At 48.2% G+C, this 18,581-nt stretch carries 14 protein-coding genes and 2 tRNA genes; 4 read left to right on the top strand and 12 right to left on the bottom strand.

Annotated features, from left to right (window positions below; genetic code table 11):
- The 4 genes from AB4Z30_RS12350 to AB4Z30_RS12335 all read right to left on the bottom strand — a co-directional run bounded on the left by AB4Z30_RS12350 (nucleotide 1) and on the right by AB4Z30_RS12335 (nucleotide 4,451).
- Nucleotides 1-1,110 (bottom strand): ABC transporter ATP-binding protein, encoded by a 1,110-nt coding sequence (locus AB4Z30_RS12350; RefSeq protein WP_441926681.1) that lies wholly within the window; start codon nucleotides 1,108-1,110, stop codon nucleotides 1-3.
- 98 nt (nucleotides 1,111-1,208) lie between these two features.
- Nucleotides 1,209-2,042: a carbohydrate ABC transporter permease gene (locus tag AB4Z30_RS12345; protein ID WP_441926679.1), complete on the bottom strand. Its 834-nt coding sequence runs from the start codon at nucleotides 2,040-2,042 to the stop codon at nucleotides 1,209-1,211.
- A 68-nt stretch (nucleotides 2,043-2,110) separates the two neighbouring features.
- Nucleotides 2,111-3,031, bottom strand: coding sequence for a carbohydrate ABC transporter permease (locus AB4Z30_RS12340; RefSeq protein ID WP_441926677.1), 921 nt, complete (start codon nucleotides 3,029-3,031; stop codon nucleotides 2,111-2,113).
- A 67-nt stretch (nucleotides 3,032-3,098) separates the two neighbouring features.
- Nucleotides 3,099-4,451 carry an ABC transporter substrate-binding protein gene (locus AB4Z30_RS12335; RefSeq protein ID WP_441926675.1) on the bottom strand — a complete coding sequence of 451 codons (1,353 nt, stop codon included), beginning with the start codon at nucleotides 4,449-4,451 and terminating at the stop codon, nucleotides 3,099-3,101.
- A gap of 444 nt (nucleotides 4,452-4,895) precedes the next feature.
- Here AB4Z30_RS12335 and AB4Z30_RS12330 point away from each other — a divergent pair, with 444 nt between their 5' ends.
- Together AB4Z30_RS12330 and murQ are read left to right on the top strand one after the other, a co-directional pair.
- Nucleotides 4,896-5,861: an N-acetylglucosamine kinase gene (locus AB4Z30_RS12330; protein ID WP_441926673.1), complete on the top strand. Its 966-nt coding sequence runs from the start codon at nucleotides 4,896-4,898 to the stop codon at nucleotides 5,859-5,861.
- A 27-nt stretch (nucleotides 5,862-5,888) separates the two neighbouring features.
- Nucleotides 5,889-6,794, top strand: a complete 906-nt coding sequence (gene murQ, locus AB4Z30_RS12325) for an N-acetylmuramic acid 6-phosphate etherase (protein ID WP_441926671.1) — start codon at nucleotides 5,889-5,891, stop codon at nucleotides 6,792-6,794.
- 479 nt (nucleotides 6,795-7,273) lie between these two features.
- Here murQ and AB4Z30_RS12320 read toward each other — a convergent pair whose 3' ends face one another.
- The 6 genes from AB4Z30_RS12320 to AB4Z30_RS12295 form a co-directional block, all read right to left on the bottom strand.
- Nucleotides 7,274-8,113 (bottom strand): MurR/RpiR family transcriptional regulator, encoded by an 840-nt coding sequence (locus AB4Z30_RS12320; RefSeq protein ID WP_441927122.1) that lies wholly within the window; start codon nucleotides 8,111-8,113, stop codon nucleotides 7,274-7,276.
- A 109-nt stretch (nucleotides 8,114-8,222) separates the two neighbouring features.
- A complete protein-coding gene (locus tag AB4Z30_RS12315) occupies nucleotides 8,223-9,467 on the bottom strand; it encodes an anhydro-N-acetylmuramic acid kinase (RefSeq protein ID WP_441926669.1) in 1,245 nt (414 codons plus the stop codon).
- A 293-nt stretch (nucleotides 9,468-9,760) separates the two neighbouring features.
- The gene (locus AB4Z30_RS12310; RefSeq protein ID WP_441926667.1) at nucleotides 9,761-11,428 is read right to left on the bottom strand and encodes an MBL fold metallo-hydrolase; all 1,668 of its coding nucleotides are present in this window, start codon (nucleotides 11,426-11,428) and stop codon (nucleotides 9,761-9,763) included.
- Nucleotides 11,425-13,110 carry an ABC transporter permease gene (locus tag AB4Z30_RS12305; RefSeq protein WP_441926665.1) on the bottom strand — a complete coding sequence of 562 codons (1,686 nt, stop codon included), beginning with the start codon at nucleotides 13,108-13,110 and terminating at the stop codon, nucleotides 11,425-11,427. Before AB4Z30_RS12305 ends, AB4Z30_RS12310 begins: the two co-directional genes overlap by 4 nt.
- Nucleotides 13,111-13,431: 321 nt before the next feature.
- The gene (locus AB4Z30_RS12300) at nucleotides 13,432-14,508 is read right to left on the bottom strand and encodes an ABC transporter substrate-binding protein (protein ID WP_441926662.1); all 1,077 of its coding nucleotides are present in this window, start codon (nucleotides 14,506-14,508) and stop codon (nucleotides 13,432-13,434) included.
- 144 nt (nucleotides 14,509-14,652) lie between these two features.
- Nucleotides 14,653-15,717, bottom strand: a complete 1,065-nt coding sequence (locus AB4Z30_RS12295) for an ABC transporter ATP-binding protein (RefSeq protein ID WP_441926660.1) — start codon at nucleotides 15,715-15,717, stop codon at nucleotides 14,653-14,655.
- A gap of 463 nt (nucleotides 15,718-16,180) precedes the next feature.
- Here AB4Z30_RS12295 and AB4Z30_RS12290 point away from each other — a divergent pair, with 463 nt between their 5' ends.
- Nucleotides 16,181-17,098, top strand: coding sequence for a LysR family transcriptional regulator (locus tag AB4Z30_RS12290; RefSeq protein ID WP_441926658.1), 918 nt, complete (start codon nucleotides 16,181-16,183; stop codon nucleotides 17,096-17,098).
- Nucleotides 17,099-17,236: 138 nt separating this feature from the next.
- Nucleotides 17,237-18,097 carry a hypothetical protein gene (locus AB4Z30_RS12285; RefSeq protein ID WP_441926656.1) on the top strand — a complete coding sequence of 287 codons (861 nt, stop codon included), beginning with the start codon at nucleotides 17,237-17,239 and terminating at the stop codon, nucleotides 18,095-18,097.
- Nucleotides 18,098-18,353: 256 nt separating this feature from the next.
- On the opposite strand, the gene AB4Z30_RS12280 is transcribed toward AB4Z30_RS12285, so the two are convergent.
- Nucleotides 18,354-18,424 (bottom strand) — tRNA-Gly (locus AB4Z30_RS12280).
- A gap of 13 nt (nucleotides 18,425-18,437) precedes the next feature.
- Nucleotides 18,438-18,511 (bottom strand) — tRNA-Pro (locus AB4Z30_RS12275).
- Between the last annotated feature and the right edge of the window lie 70 nt (nucleotides 18,512-18,581).

Raw genomic sequence — 18,581 nt, 5'->3', positions numbered from 1 at the left:
CTAGTGGCGACCAATCGCTATCTCCGTCTCCGGGTCAAAGAAGTGTGCTTTGCGCATATCCAGCACAAAGGTTTTGTCCATGCCTACGTAAGCATGAGTCTCGGGGTGAACCTTGGCCGTTACAGTTCGATTCCCCAGATGGAAGTAGAGCAGATTCTCTGACCCGAGGTGCTCTACTACCTCAACACGTGCCTGTAACGTGTGATCCTTCGGGATATTAAATGCGGCATCGTCACCAAAAATATGCTCTGGACGCAGTCCAAGAATGACTCGTTTGCCCTGATATTCGCTTAATCGTTGCAGGACATCAGCCGGCAGCGTGAAAGCTGCACCTTCCACCTTAATTTGTGTGCCTTCAATGTGAGCATCGATGAAGTTCATGGCAGGTGAGCCGATGAATCCAGCTACAAACATATTGCGCGGACTCGCATATAACTCCTTCGGTGAGGCAACCTGCTGAATGTCCCCATGGTTCATAACAACGATCCGTTCCCCGAGCGTCATGGCCTCCACCTGATCATGCGTAACATAAACGATGGTCGCACCTAGCCTTTTATGCAGTTCACCCAGCTCTACGCGCATTTGCACACGCAGCTTCGCATCCAGATTCGAAAGCGGCTCATCGAACAGAAACACCTGCGGATCACGTACAATCGCCCGCCCTACAGCGACACGCTGACGCTGTCCTCCAGACAATTCACGCGGCTTACGCTCCAACATGGCTTCCAAACCCAAGATTGAAGCAGCATTTTGTACCTGCTCGTCAATATAGGACTTCGGTTTCTTGAGGTTTTTCAGACCAAAGGACAGATTCTCCCGAATAGTCATGTGCGGATACAATGCATAATCCTGAAAGACCATGGCGATATCGCGATCCTTGGGATGCAGATCATTCACAATCCGATCCCCGATAACGATATCCCCGCTGGTTTGTTTTTCAAGACCTGCGATCATGCGCAGTGAGGTTGTTTTACCGCAGCCCGAAGGACCGACAAACACGACAAATTCCTTATCCTCTATAACAAAGTCCGAACCGGCGACTGCCGTGAACGTTCCTTTATGGTCGTCTTTGAACTCTTTACGCACTTGGCGAAACTCCACGCGTGCCATAGGTGATCCCCCTTTACATTGTCACTTTCCCAGAACGGAATGCATTCAGATTTACGATCCGCAAATCCAATCTCAAGGTCCACGTTCAATCATCATATTTACCCCTTCACCGCACCAATCGTAATCCCCTGCAGGAAGTAACGCTGAAGTGAAAAGAACAGAATAATCATCGGCAATGCGCCTATTGTAGCTCCTGCCATCATGGCACCGAAGTCAGTAGATTCAGCAAAAACAAATGAAGCCAGTCCGACCTGAATCGTACGCATTTCATTGGAATTGGTGATCAGGAAGGGCCAGAAAAATTCGTTCCAAGATGCGACAAAGGTGAAAATTGCAAGCACCGCAATCCCCGGTTTTGCCATCGGCAGAATAACCTTCCAGAAGATACCGAACTCACTACAGGCATCGATTCGTGCCGCATGGATCAGCGAGGTTGGCAAGGTGGACATAAACTGTTTCATCAGAAAGATATTGCCCACACTGACCGCTGCTGGCAGAATAATGGCCGTATACGTATCCCCGAGGTCAAATACGTTGACCATCAGAATGTAGAGCGGAATCAATGTTACCTGTGCAGGAATCATCATCGTTCCAAGCAATACCCAGAATACAGTCTGACTGCCCGGGAATTTCAGTTTAGCGAATGCATATCCCGCCAGCGAGGCAAAGAACACATTGGTCACCGTCAAAATAACAGAGATCAGCAGCGAGTTATAGAGCCAGCGCCATGCATCTGTTTTGGCAAAAAAACGTTCATACGGCGACATCGACAACTGCTCCGGAATCATCTGCGGTTTAAACGAAGCCGACATCGTTGTATCCTGCACGGATCCCACCAGCATCCAGTACATCGGAATGATGGTAATCAGCGCCCATCCAGCCAGTAGAACAGATGCAATCACAAGCAGTATCTTTTTTCGTGTTGAATTCATACGTTGCATTCACCCCCGGATGCCTAATGAAAGCCATATTTAACACGTAATACTTTTCACTTCATCTTTTAGTACTCGATATCACTGGAGAAATATTTGAATTGAATGACGGAGATGACAATAATGATGAGCGCCAGCACAAAAGATTGCGCCGAAGCCAGTCCGAACTCGTAGAACTTGAAGGCCGTTTCATAGATCAAATACGCAATGGTTGTTGTCGCAAAGTTCGGCCCACCTTGGGTCATCAGATACACGGAGATAAATACCTGAAATGACGTAATTACACCTGTAACAAGCAGATACAGTGTAGTTGGTTTCAAAAGGGGCCATGTAATTTTGCTGAACTGTGTCCATCTACTTGCATGATCGATATCTGCAGCTTCATACAGCGACTTCGGGATGCCCCCCATAGCTGCAAGATACAGAATGATGCCCGCACCGTGAGATCCAAGCCAGTTCATCAGAATGAGGGAAAAGAGAGCGGTACCGGACTGTCCAAGCCAGATCACCGGATCAAGACCAAATAAAAGGAGGAAACGGTTGAGCAGCCCAGACCCCGTCGGGTCAAAAATAGCGAGCCACACGATCGAAATCGTCACACCCGATGCTACCGCAGGCAGATAAAGTGTGGCCTTGAAGAACGTCTGCCATTTGCTTTTCATCTGGAAGATAAAATACGAGAGCACAAATGTGATCAGGATGTTGACTGGTACTGTTCCAAGTGTGAAAACGACTGTATTTTTAATCGACTTCCAGAAGGTTTCGTCCTTCACCAGACGTTCGTAATTGTCTAGTCCCACCCATGTTGAGCTCATGATGTTGTATTTCTGAAAGCTCATAACAAGAGCCGTTAATACGGGATACAGTGTAAAGATGAGAAACAGCAGGACAGGCGCCAAAATAAACAAATACGCCCACCCGTAATCTCGCCAGAACCGGACAACCCGGGAATGCCGGGGTGCAGGTTCCGGCGCAAGGGCGGTCTGCATGGCGAATCCTCCTCTCCGAATCAATCTGTTGTTGCCTGATGATGAGATGGTTTCAACTTATGGCGCGTTATTGCCCAAACATCTGCTGACCTTTGCCTTTGAAGTCTTCTGCAATCTGCTCGGGTGTTTTCTCACCGGAGAACAGAGCCTGAATGTTTGGTTTCACGACCTGTTCCTTGAACTGTTTCTGTTGTGAAGCCTTGTCGATATCCAGCTTGAGCACGACCGGCATCGCGATGTGTTTCGCCATCTCTTTGGCTGCATCCAAGTTGACCTGCTGCCCTAGCTCCTTTCCTTTGAACAGCTCAGCTTGAGACTGTCTTACAAAAGGAAGCGCCAGCTCGTTAGCTGAGTTACCTGCTTTGGCACCACTTAGTGCCTCCATCACGAGGAATGTATTTTTGGCATGCTGCTCGCCCTTGTCCTTCTTCTGTTTAAAGGCCACATACCCTTCGCCACCCATCGTCGTTGCCGCAGGCTGATTATCATTGTGCGGCACAGGCAACAATACAAAGTCAATCTTTTCTCCCTGCACCTTGCCTGCATCAATATCTTTGTTACGGTTCTGAATCATAACATCGTAATAAGGAATCGCCTTCGAGATGATTGCTGTTTCACCCGCATAGAACATGTCTGTCCGCTTCGCCGGGGCAAGTGCTGCCGTTTCCTTCGGCATATATCCCTGATCCATCAGATTTTTAATAAACGAGAGCGTGTCCAGAATGCGCGCATCGTTCCACTGGAATTTTCCGCTTTCGTCCAGCACATCAATCATGCCATTGTTACGGGATAACATTTCGATAAAATCAAGAGAGGTACCATCCGTTACCAGTGCATACTGCTTACTTCCGTTGTCGAGTGTCTTCGTTAACTTGGCAGCCGCTTCGTTAAACTCTGACCAGGTCCAGCCGTTTTTTTGGATCGCCTGCCAGTCAATACCGGCTTCTTCGAGAATGCGTTTGTTACCGCCCCAAGCCCACTGGAATTGATAGAGAGGCAGTCCGTACTGTTTTCCTTGAATCTGACCAAGCTCCAGCGTGCCAGGCAAATAGTCATCTTTGATCTCAGGTGTCAGGTAACTCCCCAGCTCCAGAGCCAGTCCGGTATTCACATATGTACCGTCCACGCTATGGAAGTACAGATCTGGCGGATTCCCCGCATTTAATGCGACATCAAATTTCTTGGGGCCTTCAGCCCAGGAGAGCAATTCTGTTTTAACGGTGATATTCGGGTGTTCCTTATTGAAATCGGTAATCAAGCCCTTCAATTCATCCTCATATGTGCCATGTACCGGGTAAGTCCACACCGTTACTGTGTCGTTTGCATTGGGATCATTCGAAGCCGCTCCGCCGCTGTTGCCACAGGCAGTAATCCAAACCATCATTAACACCATTGCCAAAACAAGACCCTTCTTCTTCATAACCTTCATCTCCTTTTGCATATCGTCTTCTCTCGTCCCATGCCCCTTGTCATATTCCTTGCCGATGAAGCTGTTTGATGATGCGTCTTGATGATGTTTTCTAACGATTCTTACTGACTAATTCGTAACTATGCTCCTCTGGTGCCTCCTGTTGCTCCTTGCATTCCCTTACCGCCTACTCACAGTTAGCGTGGAATCCGGAATCTGCACCCCCTTAGAGATCGACCTGTTGAGAATGTCTGATCATACTAAATGCAACGTATACGTTAGTTTTGTTAACATGAATCGTATTGAATTTTCCTAAATTGCTGATTGAATTCATTATATGAGCTGTAAAATAAAAATTCAACAATAATTTTTATTATAAAATTTAATTTTACTTTTTCGAATTCAGCCTCTATACTATGAAAAAAAAAGAAAATAAACCCTACCGAGGTGAGCACGTTGCGAGTATACGCAGGAATTGATGGAGGCGGTACCAAAACTGATGCAGCAATCATTTCTGAATTCGGGGACATTCTGGCAACAGCCCGTGGCGGTGCAACAAACCCACATAGTGTATCGCCTCAAGAAGCCGTAATGGAGTTACTACGTATATTGGATCTTCTATTTTCATCTAATATAAATTTTTTATTAAATTGTGAAATTATCTGCCTAGGGATGTCAGGTATATCCGAAAACCAAGAGCGGCAATGGGTTACTTCTCACGTACAGGATTATATGAAAAATAAGAAAGATGCGTTGGACTCTAATAGTAACTCATGTGCTGTTTGGGTTGTTTCAGAGGGAGAAATCGCACTGATGGCCTCTCTCGGGCAACCTCACGGTCTGCTCTCTATTTCAGGAACTGGCTCTATCGTCTATGGAATTACACCGGAAGGGGAAGTATGCCGAGCAGGGGGATGGGGACATCTGCTCGGTGATGAAGGGAGTGGTTACCGAATTGGCCAGCGAACCCTGCAAGCGGTGATGCAGAGCTACGATGGCGTTCTACCGCCAACCGCACTGACGTTACTTGTGCAGCAAGAACTCCATGTGAAGCATGCGCCGGACCTGAAGCAGCTTGTCTACCATCCCGATTGGACCAAATCGAGTACGGCTTCCATCGCTCGCCTGACAATAGAAGCTGCTTCCGCAGGGGATGAGGCAGCACGTGTACTTCTAATAGATGAGGCTCGCCAACTGGCGGAAACAGCCAAAGCACTCATCAGGCAACGCGTTTCCTTTTACACTGCTCCTATGGCACTTTCCGGGTCCATATTCCGTAATTCTCTCCTATTTCGGGATACCTTTGTGCAACAGCTTGCCGAAATGTATGAATTACAGCAGATCGTCTGTCTGGAAGATGCTCCTGCTCCGGCAGTGGGTGCAGCACTGCTGGCAAGACAGAAATGCCATTTGGCAGAATGATGTTAACAAAAAAAGGAGGGCTTACGGATGAATCAAGCACTTAACTCTTTAGTGACGGAACAGCCTAACCCGCATACAGATCATATCGATCAGCTGCCTTCGGCAGAGATCATGGAATTAATCAATCGCGAGGATCGCCAGATCGGCGAGCTTATTCAGCCGTTGATTCCAGTCATTGCCCAAGCAGCCGACCGTATTGTCGTCAGTTTTCAATCTGGTGGAAGATTGTTTTATGTAGGTGCAGGCACAAGTGGCCGACTTGGTATTCTCGACGCATCGGAATGCCCGCCTACTTATGGTACTCCGTCTTCCATGGTGCAGGGCATTATCGCCGGCGGATTTCGGGCGGTTAAAGACCCTGTGGAAGGCGCGGAAGATAGTGAAGAAGCCGGAGCCATTGACCTGCAGCAGCATGGACTCCATGCGAACGATATTATCGTTGGCATTGCAGCCAGTGGGCGTACCCCATATGTCCTCGGCGCGATGAAATACGCTCGTCAAATCGGTGCTGTAGTGATAGGTCTGAGTAACAATGCGGATACACCTATGAGCACACTGTCGGATGTAAGCATCGAAGCAGTTATGGGGCCGGAAGTAGTGATGGGTTCAACCCGGATGAAAGCAGGTACCGCCCAGAAAATGATTTTGAACATGCTGACAACCACGGCAATGATCCGTCTGGGTAAGGTGTATCGTAATTTCATGGTAGATCTCAATCCATCGAATGAAAAGCTTGTGCATCGTGCGAAACGAATGATTCAGCTTGCGACCGGGGCGAAGGAAAACGAAATCGAACATGCCTTTACCGCAGCCGATGGACATGTCAAAACAGCCATCGTCATGCTGATGGCTGATGTTGACGYAACGGAAGCCGCGCGCAGACTGGAGCTTTCAGACGGTTTTGTTCGCCATGCCATTAAAGGCTCAGATTAATCGAGACGGGTACCGCCACATCTGGCCCCTGCCACCTGCCTTCTGCCTGATGGAGCTTCAATAAAGAGCGGGTGCTTGTCATTCGAGAAGCAGGATCGACAAGTCTCATTAGGGTTATAAGCATGCTTTCTGGGTGCTGGTAAGTGCTGATATAGGTTATAACATGAGAGAAGCCGTGCCGACAGGCGGGGATTTCTCTTATTTTATTTTTCCCGATGTACATTAGGGCGTGTCTGAAAACTCTGAAGAAAACAGATTTTGCCGAATTTTCGTTCCAAGCAAGGAAGTTTCACGCAGGCTTGCCGGGGCAAGTCAAGGAGAAGTGACGTAGCAGGGGGCGAAAAGGGGGTAAAAGATGCGCTTCAGTGGGTTTCAAGATACACCCTAGTACTTCTCATCAAAAAATCCCTGATGCATGTGACTGCAAGGGATTTCCTTATGATTTATGCTGTTGTTATCCATCCATTTTAGCTCGGTACTCACTTGTGCTCCAGGATGGCCTGTCTGCTCTTCTCCAGATACTGCACCGACTGATGATAATCCCGACTGGCAATAGCCAGATACAAAATATCAATGACGTTAAGCTGTGCAATCCGTGAAGATGTTGCCCCGCTACGAATATCACTCTCTGTCGACGTAATCATCAGAGGAACATCCGCGAGACTGCTGAGCGTATTGCTACCCCACTTCGTAATGCTGATTGTCCCTGCACCGCCTTCACGGGCATGCTTCAAACAGGAGATCACATTGGAGGTCTCGCCTGAATACGAGATGCAGACTACAGCATCATCTTCGCGCAGTGTCGTTGCAGAAGAAATCTGCATATGTGGATCGGAGAACGAAAAGCTGGTACGGTTGATCCGCATGAACTTGTAATGAGCATCCAGTGCAATCAGGTTGGACGCCCCCACACCGTAGAAAAAAATGCGATTTGCCGCATTTAACATATTAACTGCCTGCTCTACAAGCCTTGGGTCCAAAATATGAACCGTGTCCTTGATCGATTGAATATTGTTTGTAGATACATGCTGGATAATACTCTCCATTGAATCCTGAGGTCGAATCTCCGTATATTGATACTGCTCATCGGTCTGTAAATCCCCGGCAATTTTGAGTTTCAGCTCCTGAAACCCTGTAACACCAAGTGATTTACACAAGCGAATAATAGCAGCAGGGCTGCCCCCGCTTCGTTCGGACAGCTGTGCAACGGACGACTGCACCGTCTCTTGGGGATGTTCCAGAATGTAAACTCCAATCTTTCGTTCTGACGGAGTCAGATCATCCAGCAATGCACGTAAACGTATAAGCCCACCTTTCATGCCTTCCATCCGCTCCTCCTTTCCGTACTGTTATCTTGTACAAGCATTTTATCCTATAATGATTGACGCGTCTAATTAGAAAACAACGGATATGGCCATAGGATAGCCACTAAAGGGTCAGATGTCCCGAGACTACCGCACGCTTCGCCCCTGTAACACCAGGAAGGGTATTCGTCCTACCCATCAAGGCCTCATGCCCAAGCAGTGCAAATCCCATCGCTTCTCTGGCATCATCTGGAATACCATAATCTGCTGTGCGCTCCAAGCGTATGGATTCAGGCAGTCTTTGGCGAATCATCTTCATTAGTGTGTCATTAGAAGTACCACCGCCACAGGTAAGCATTGCCGAGATCGACATCTTGGGCAGTACAAAATCCTCCACGGCACGTACAATCGTTTCTGCTGTAAACCAGGTTGCTGTAGCCAGCATATCTTCCAGCGATAAGGAACGCGCTACTCCATATTCCATCAGTCGCTTCGTATAATCTGCACCATAGACTTCACGTCCTGTGCTCTTAGGGGGTTGTCGGCGGAAATATTCGTCCTTGAGGCAAAACTCCGCCAGTTCCGGATGCACGGTTCCCCTGGCTGCCATGCTTCCATTGGGATCATAGTGTTGTCGTCCTTCCGTAGCATATCGAACCAGCGCATCCATCACCATATTCCCCGGGCCTGTGTCAAAAGCTGAAACCTCTGCCTCTGATGTTCCTGCCGGAAGAACCGTCACATTGCCGATCCCCCCGATATTCTGTACCAGACGTCCCTCTGTAGCACTGCGGAACATCAACGCATCTGCATAGGGTGTCAGCGGTGCCCCTTCCCCGCCAGCAGCCATATCCCGAGCACGTAAATTGCCGATAACCGGCAGTCCTGTTCGCTCACTCACTACAGCACATTCACCAATCTGCAGTGTGGAGCTCACATTCAGATTGCCCTTACCAGACGGGCTTGGAAAAGCAGAGGGTACAGGGGCATGCCAGATCGTCTGCCCATGCATGCTGATTACATCGACTTGTCCGCTGGATACACCAGCTGAACCTAGCAGTTCCTGTACACTATGTGCGTACCATTCCGATACACCAAAATGTGCTGTTGTCAGCTCATCTACTCGTGCAGTATCCGGGGAGCACAGCCGAATCAGAGCCTCTCTAAGTTCGTTTGTATACGGAGTACAGATGAACTCAACCAGTTCCAGCCGTTGTATCGTTCCGTGCCCATCTGTCTGTATATGCACTAGTGCTGCATCCGTTCCATCCAGCGAGGTTCCGGACATCAATCCAATCACAAGATGCTCCCGCTTGGAACGATACTTTTCCCACATGGGATAACTGCCAGTATACCTGTGTGTATCCATACGTTTGCCAACCTCCTCTAAACCGGGTACTTATGATCCAACCATTCCTGTACATATTTCAATCAGTATATGGCATAAAGTTTTACCAGTCAATTATATCATGAAATTTTATTACAAACATTGAACCTCTCCCTATCTCAAACAAACCATGGTAATGCCCTAAATCTCTCAGCCTCACATAATAAAGTACGTTCAATCCGAGGATCGCTTCGCAATGCTATGAGAGAAAAGCAAAAAAAGGCGCATCACGCGCCTTGATCATTCTTTTAAACCAATAGCTTCAAATCCATTCTTCAAAAGATTAATTCATCCCCTGGACACAACAGATCAATCTCTGTGTCAGGTCGAAAGCATCCATCCAGCAAGACTTGTCTCAGCCGACCTGTCTCTTCAATATCTGTATGGACAAGCACATTGTGCCGGGCATAGACCCGGTTCAACATCTGCTTCACATTCGGCCAGCCTTGATGAACCTTGTAACGGACTTTTTTCACCTTGCATACGCCATACTTCTCCGGGTCTTCGAGTAATTGATGTGCAAATGTACCTGCAGCCGTATGTCCAGTAAGCAAAATTAAATTGTCAGCTTCAAGCGCCCACATCTCATAATACCAACGTGCGAGGGAAGACTGCATCATACCATCCGGGATGAACCAGAGCGAAGCTTCATGTTTTTCGAGCAATCTTGTTCGCTCTTCCATCGTACCGACTCTGCTCCAGCCTTCTCCCTTCAGGAATCTTGCAATCCTGTCTGCAGGCATGTCTCCAGCTACATCCCCTTCCCGCTCTCTAAGCCAGAAGGATGCACGATGTAATTGATTCATACCATCCACAAGCTTCTGTTCCACAATCAGCGGTATATCTGAAAAACGTTGCTGTGCCCACAAAATCAATTCCTGTCCTCTACCAACTGCAGGCATCGGTAAGAGCACCTTACCACCATGACGAAGTGCCTTCCTAATAGCACTTTCCAGTTGCAGCATTTTGTCTGCCTGTGTGTCGCGATCTGTTCCATAAGCAGCATCAACAATGGCTAGATCCAGCCTAACGAGGGTATCCTTGTCCTTGTCCTTATCTTTATGCCTTCCCTTATTGGTACCCCTAAGCTTATCCCGTTCCCATTCTATTTCTATTTCTTTATGCTTATACTTACTCTTACTTCCATCCTGTTCCTGTTCCGTTTCCCCATGCTCACTACTGCCCCTGTCCTCACCCTGCTCCAGCAACTGCATTCCTGCTTGGAGTGGTGCAAGCCTAACGACTTGTGCGCTCCCCACAATGGACACCTTGTTAGGTAAAGACATCCCTTGACCTTGCGTTCCATTCCCAGTTCTGGTTCCGCCAATAACAGATGCAAAAGACGTTAACTCGCCCCATCTCTGCCTCCTCAGATCGGCTTGTCTCAATCCGTCAGCCACATCGTCTGCCTGTAGCAGCATAGATTCCGAGGTGTAATCGCCCGAGTACAGTATTCGCTTGTCTTCCATCTCCAGCCCGAACCAGACTGATCCAGCCAAATGTCCACTGCGCCCCCACATGACCGATACACCAGGTAACAATTCAAACCAGTACTCACGCTCAGCCTCATCCTCTAAAAATCGATAGCGAATCCGTTTTTCATCTGCTTCATCATAGGGCAAGGATTGATCCGCACGTTCCATACTGTTTCGCCAAGATCGAAAATAAGTTGTTAACTGCTCTTTTGTCTCGCGTGTTGTCCACACTTCGCCTGTATACCCCAGCTTGTAGAGCAGCGGGATGGCAACGGAGTGATCCTCATGAGCGTGGGATAATAACACCGCATTCAGTTGTGGCACAACCTCCGGTTCGATGAGCGGATATTCGCCGTTGCCCTCTTTTTTCACACCACAATCCAGCAGTAAACGCTGATGGTTCCCGCTAAGCAAATAGGCGGAACGTCCGTGCTCACCCGCACCGCCCCATACATTCAGTTTGATCATGAAGCATTCCACTTTCTCTTTGAATTCAGCATCTCAATACCCAGCAGCATCAGCACCGTCATGCCGACGGTTACCACAGCCATTGCCATACCAAGCGATACCTGACCCTGTTCAAACTGGGCAAAAATATACGTCGCCGACGTCTGCATCGACGGCGGAAGAATAAGCAGCGAGCCGACCAATTCCCTCGTCGCAATCGTAAACGTCATCATCCAGCCGGCCAGCATGCCGGGCAGGATCAGCGGAACAAGGATCCGCCGCAAAATGTACAGCGGCTTGCCTCCAAACACCTGACCCGCCTGAAACAACGTGCCATCGATCTGGGTAAAGCTTGATTTTACATATTGCACGGTATACGGCAGGAACAGCACGACATAGGTGAGCACCACCATACCGTAGGTGTTGTATAACGTCACGGGCATCCACGGGGAGTTCCAGAACAGAATCAGACCGACCACCATAACAATGCCTGGCACGGTGTTTGGCAGTAGACTGAACAGGTCGATGACCCGTTGCATAAATGAAGACGACTTGCCAATCGCTAGCGCAAATCCCGTGCCAATAATCACTGCTACCGTAGAAGCTGCCAGCGATAATCCCAGACTGTTTCCGATCGCTTTCATACTTACCGAGCCCCAGGATAATAGCTCCCGGTAGTGCTCCAGTGTCAGATTATCCAGAGCCAGACCTGCTCCGCGTAGCTTCATCGTGGACGCTGCAATGATCGAAAAGTACGGAATGCCGATCGACAGAATCAACAATATCGCCAGATATGCACCGCATAACCATCCCGCCCAGCCCCGCAAGGAGTAGCGCTTCGAGCGTTGTCCTTTACCACCCACGAGACGATACGTGAATTTCCGGCTGATCGCCGACTGCATATACCACATCACCAGACAGACGGACAGTAGCACGGACGCCAGCGAAGTCGCCTTCCCGAAATCAATGGGCCAACTGGAGATGTATTTGTGAATTTCAGAGGTCATGACATAATATCCAATCTTGCGGCCAAAGGTCGCTGGTGTGCCGAATTCCGCAATCGTTTTGACAAAAACAAGCATGATCCCCATTCCGTAAGACGATAGCAGCAAGGGTAAAATAATACGTCTGAATCGGTATCCCGCACGCCCACCGTGAACGGCTCCCGCTTCTTCCAAATTGCCGCCGATGCGAATCAATGCATCCCGCAGCAACAAATAGAGGAAGGGGAACAAGTGCAGACTCATGATCATCACCATGCCCCAGAAGCTGAAGAACAGCTCACTCCAGTTCGCAGATGAGGGCACCCATTGCTGAAGGTATCCCCCTTTTTGCATAAACAGAATCCATCCCATCGAGCCGATATATGGCGGGGTCATGAACGGAATCATCAGGATGACATCTACCCAGCGATGCTCTCCCATCCGGGTTTTGGACATCATCCAAGCGAGTGGTAACGCCAGCAGCGTGGTCATCGCCACCACGCAGATCCCCAGCCACACGGAATTCAACAACACACTGGATAGATGATGTCCCGTAATCGTACGGAGAGGGGCCATCCAATCCCACTGCCCGTTCGGGTACACACTTTGCCAGAATATGAGTAACAGCGGCACCCCAATGCTAATTGTCAACAGAAAGAGGGCCAGCACCACGCCCACTCTCCGAAATATACGGTTGTTATCTGTTACAACAGGTTTCACTACGCCCACCTCACATGAATTTCCACGTCAAGACAGCAGAATCACCTGTTGTCTACCGTTTCTGTATTTGTTCTCCCATAAGTTGAGCAAAGATGATTTACATTCCCACTCCGATGACAGAATAACCTTCCGATCGCTGTTATCCCCAGATTTATTGATTCCTTTTTAAAGGGAAAATCCGGTGATAAAGGCGAGGCATATGCTTCCGATGCAGCTTTCTTTCAGAAAGCTTTCAACCTTGCTTCTCCAGGTTTTCTCTGTCATCTCCGTTTCCTTGTAAATCGTTGTTAGTCAACTTATCCATAGCACTCATACGTTCACTTATTTAAAGGTTTCGGAGAAACGGGCTGCTGTTTCAGAGCCATGTTCGCTCATCCATGTCCAATCTACTTTCAATTGCGGAATATCCTTCACATTGGCACGGTTTGTTGCTTCGATATCTTCACGTCCTGGAATCAGGTAAGCATCTGTAACCAGCTTCTGTGCTTCATCCGACAACAGATAGTCGATAAATGCTTTGGCATTCTCTACGTTAGGGCTGGATTTCAGAATGGCTGCCGGTCTCGGGCTAATCACTGTACCTTCTTCAGGATAAACGATATCTAGTGGTTCACCTTTGGCCTTGGCGGAATAGGCCATGTAGTCCACGCCTGCTGCCACAATGCTTTTTGCACCCGTAATGACTGGATCAAGCGCTTCCTGATTCGCTCCTGCCATCGCTACACCATTTGCTTTATAGGCGTTCAGCAGATCCCATCCTTTTTCACCATTGGCACTCAGGTAACCCGTGATAAAATCAAGTGCGGAGCCGGACAATGTTGGATCAGGAATGTTCACGGCATCTTTCCATGCCGGTGTTGCCAGGTCAGCCCAGCTTTTCGGCGGTGTAGTCACCAGTTTGCTGTTATACACGATCCCCAGTGCCGATGCACTGCTGCTAAAATAGTTACCTTCTGCATCCGACCAATCCTTGTTCAGCTTGTCCGCATTAGCCGCTTCCGGGTAAGGCAGGGTGAGTCCATCCGCTTTCAACGCTTGTGCAGAAGGCAACGATGCCAGAATAACCACGTCTGCAACCGGATTCGCTTTCTCCGCTTCCATACGAGCCAGAATTTTGCCTGTCGTACCTTGGAACATCTCCACTTCAATGCCTGTCTTCGCTGTAAATCCACTCACGATATTATCTGCCAGCTTCTGTGGCCCTGCACTGTACAATACAAGTTTGCCTCCTGCTGTTTTGGTCGGCGCTTCCGCTGCAGCTGCTGCATTTCCTTCCCCCGCGGGCTGTGCTGCGTTTCCGGTTGTTGTGTTCCCCGTGCTACATCCAAATAAACTCAGACTCATCACTGCTGTTAATAAAAGCGTTGCACTCTTTTTACGTGTTGTCATACCGAACATGTTTATGCCATCTCCCTTAGATTCGTATTAGAAAAGCCACTATTGTTTGTTCTATTTTCTATATCTTCTGTTCTATTTTCTTGTCAGTAATATCTGTACATGAACGGCACCATGTAGCACTTTAGTTCGCCTAGGCGATACCTTCTAGTTGGCGGCGGCAATGATTTCTCGTTGTTGTTTCTCACCTGACTTGAGATTCACATGGTGTGCACCCAGCCCAGAATGGCTATCCTGTTGCTGCTGATCCTGCATCCGGCAGATTCGTTCTGGCGATACATAGAGCTGCACTTTCTCTCCAACGCATACTCTTTGGTTCGCATACGCCGTCCACACACTAAGCCCTTCCATCTGCACACGCACCTCGTAGCGTTCTCCCACATAACTAACGCTGAGGATGATTCCGGGGTATCCCAGATCATCGTGGCTTGTTTTGTTCCAGGTCACATGTTCCGGACGAACCATGGATTCATTCGGCGTAAGCCAGTTCGACTTTCCGATAAACGAGGCGACATACGGGTCACTTGGCGCGGAGTAGATCGTTTCCGGGGTACCTTTTTGCAAAATCCGCCCCTTCTGCATCACCACGATCTCATCCGACATCGACATGGCCTCAATCTGATCATGCGTCACATACAGGGCAGTCAGTCCTATATCGCGCACCAGTGACATCATCTCAATGCGCATCTCTTCCCGAAGCACTGCATCCAGTGCACTGAGTGGCTCATCAAACAGAATGACACCCGGCTTCACAGCTACCGCTCTGGCAAAAGCAACCCGCTGCTGCTGTCCACCCGACAGCTGATGAGGATAACGATCCTCCATGCCTTGCAGGCGAACCATGCCAAGTGCTTCGTTCACCTTTTGTCGCATATCCGACTTCTGTTTCCCGGCTTTCAGACCAAATGCTACATTTTCATATACCGTCATATGCGGCCATAATGCAAAATCCTGAAACACCATGCCCAGATTACGCTTGTGTGTCGGTGTATCAATCCGCTTTTTCGCCGAGTAGATGAACTCCCCATCCGCACGAATCTCCCCCGCATCCGGCTGTTCCAGCCCGGCAATCATACGAAGCAAAGTCGTTTTGCCACAGCCCGAAGGGCCGAGCAAGGTGGTAAATTTCCCGTGTTCAAGCGTCAGATCGGTGGGCAATAGTGCAGGCGTTTGATGAAATGATTTTTGAATTCCTGTTAACTCCAGTTTCATAAGCACCCCTGCCTGTCCTCTTTACTAAACTTTTTTGCGCATCTCTTGGACTAATCTCTTGTTTTACACTGTTATTGTGTTTCTCCTGTTATTTCGATTTCTTCTGTTGCTTTTGGCTTTAACTTATCTCGTTTATGTTGCTCTGTTTGAGCTTATTCCCTTTGCAACTGCTCTTGTAATACCTTGATGTCTGGCTTTCTTGTAGTACGCTTGTAATGCTTTCATGTGTTGCTTTCATGTGTAGCGTGCTACTTACTTGTCGCCTCTCTTGCACTGTTTTCAGTCTAACGCTCGCTTTCGAGAGTTGTTTGTTATGTTTGTAAAATGAGAATTAACTTTTTAGATGAATTCTGTTGATCTTCATAGATTAAATCTATAGATAGGCATGATATGATCCTTCATCCAAAGTATGAGATCATCTTGATTGACCGGGTAGTTTTAGAAACGAAGGAGTGTGGAGAGCTTGAATCTGATCAAATTGCAAATTGTCGAGCTGATCGACAAGCATCATCATATGACAAGTGTGGCCGAGGTACTGGGCATCAAGCAGCCAACCGTTACCTTTCATATGAAGTCGCTGGAGGAAGAGATGGGGGTGCGTTTATTCGAATCGCGTAGTGGAAAAACATTTCTAACCGAAGCCGGACAAGCGTTGCTTCATTATAGTGTCAAAATCAACGCCTTGACCCAGGAGGCTCGCCGTGTCGTCAAAGAATATGACAGCCTATACCGGGGCACGCTCCATATTGGAGCAAGTTATGTCCCAGCTACCTATCTCCTACCCGCGATGCTTCATACGTTTTCTCAAGAGTTTCCTGGCATTCAAATTGTGTTGTCCGTCAAACCCGCTCCTGTTATCCGCGAGATGGTGATCCGTCATCATCTTGATCTGGGCATTATCTCGTCAGAGCCATTTGTTGGTCCGGTTTTGCACGCCGAAACGCTATGTACAGACGACCTTGTACTCATTTGTTCACCACAGCATGGGCTGGCCCAGAAAGAATCGTTAATGCCTGAAGATATCGCGCAGGTGCCTTTTGCCTTACACGGTGATGAGTCCAGTACGCGAAGGCTAACCAATCAATGGCTTGCACAGCATGATATCCGGTTACGGAGCACCGTAGAGATGGACTCTCTGGAAGCCATCAAACAGCTCGTTCTACTCGGCGGTCATATTTCGTTTATGTCACGCATGGCTGTACAGTGGGAGGAGCGGCAAGGTATCATTCAGGTGCTTCCCATTCCGGGAGAGCAGGCACCACGTCATATCTACACCGTACACAATAGGGATCGCCACCCTTCTGTTCAGGTCAATCGGTTCATCGAAGTGCTGCGAGAGGTCATGATTACGCCACCTGTGATGCATCAGCCTATCGGGTGAACCTATATAAACTATCGCTTGCCATTCATGAACTCTATGAAGGGTTAACGCAATTTGTGCTCCCCGTTAATCACGCTCACATTCTCGGACGTTAAAGTGGGGTCTGTAAGTTAATCCAGATTAGGAGAGTGATTGGTTTTGAAAAAGTGGAAAAAAGTAACCGCCTCGTTGATGCTGAGCATCGTCACCTTGGGAAGTGGACTAACATTTCTGGATACGCCGCAGGCATCAGCTGCTGCCAACGCCGTTCCCGCTTATGAGGTGAAGTTCCTCGCGAAGTCGGAGCTTGTGTTAAACGCGGATGGATCACCACGCAGTGAGGTCATCCAGACTCTAGGCTTGAACACAACACCACGAAACATCAACGTGGAGTACTTTGATACCAATGCTCTCGGATTGGATGCCCAAGGTTGGAATGTTCGTTTTCGCAAAAAGGATGACAAAAACAACTATGAGTTAACCTACAAGAAGCGTTACTCGGTCATTAATGGGGATATCAATGCAGCACTGACACTTGCAAATCAGGAAGGCTTCGATTCATCAGATGATAACTACGAGGCTGAAATTGATTGGGGATATGGTAAACAAACACTGAGCTTTTCTAACACGAAAAAAATAGATACCAAAACAACTGGCACGCAGTTGCCTTCCGAAAAAGATGCCTTGAACCTGCTGCTGGACAAGCTCCCCGGTAAATTAAAAAACTGGTCTGCCTCCAACTGGGGCAAACAACAGCTCACACAGGCCCGTGCCTATGGCCCAATTACCTTCCAACGTTATGAAGGCACATGGAACGGTCAGGAGCTCACTCTTGAAGTATGGCCAATCCGCAACGCAGCAGGCACGGGTACGGAGAATCTCGTCGAGGTTTCATTCAAAACAGACGACTCAGCAGCCGTTTCCGGTCTACGTAGCCAGTTGCTGCAACTGCTTCAGAATAAGAACTGGTTAATTCCTGCGGATGGGTTGAAGACTCAGACAATCTTGGAAAGATACTAATACAGGAAGTTGTAATTTTTAAATCGTATTCAAATATTCGATTAAAAACAAAAAGCTCCTATCTGCCAAAACAGAAAAGGAGCTTTTTTGTCTAACCTTAACGGTTTATAAGGTTAATCAACACATATTCAAACACGTTGTTCCTTCAGCCTTAGCACTGCTGTAGCCTTTCACTCAAACTGATCTAACACTCAGGTCAAACACAAAACAAAAAAAGCCCTTCACATTGCGGGCTCTTACTTTTACTAAATCATTAAGCGGGTGATGGGAATCGAACCCACGCTATTAGCTTGGAAGGCTAAAGTTCTACCATTGAACTACACCCGCATAAACAAAAAAATCGGGATGACACGATTTGAACATGCGACCCCCTGGTCCCAAACCAGGTGCTCTACCAAGCTGAGCTACATCCCGATATATAAGGAAATAATGGCGCGCCCTGAGAGATTCGAACTCCCGGCCTTTTGATTCGTAGTCAAACGCT

The organism is Paenibacillus sp. 2TAF8, from assembly GCF_052114825.1.
In the GTDB taxonomy this organism is placed as follows: domain Bacteria; phylum Bacillota; class Bacilli; order Paenibacillales; family Paenibacillaceae; genus Paenibacillus.
This window is presented reverse-complemented; position numbering and strand designations above follow the sequence as displayed.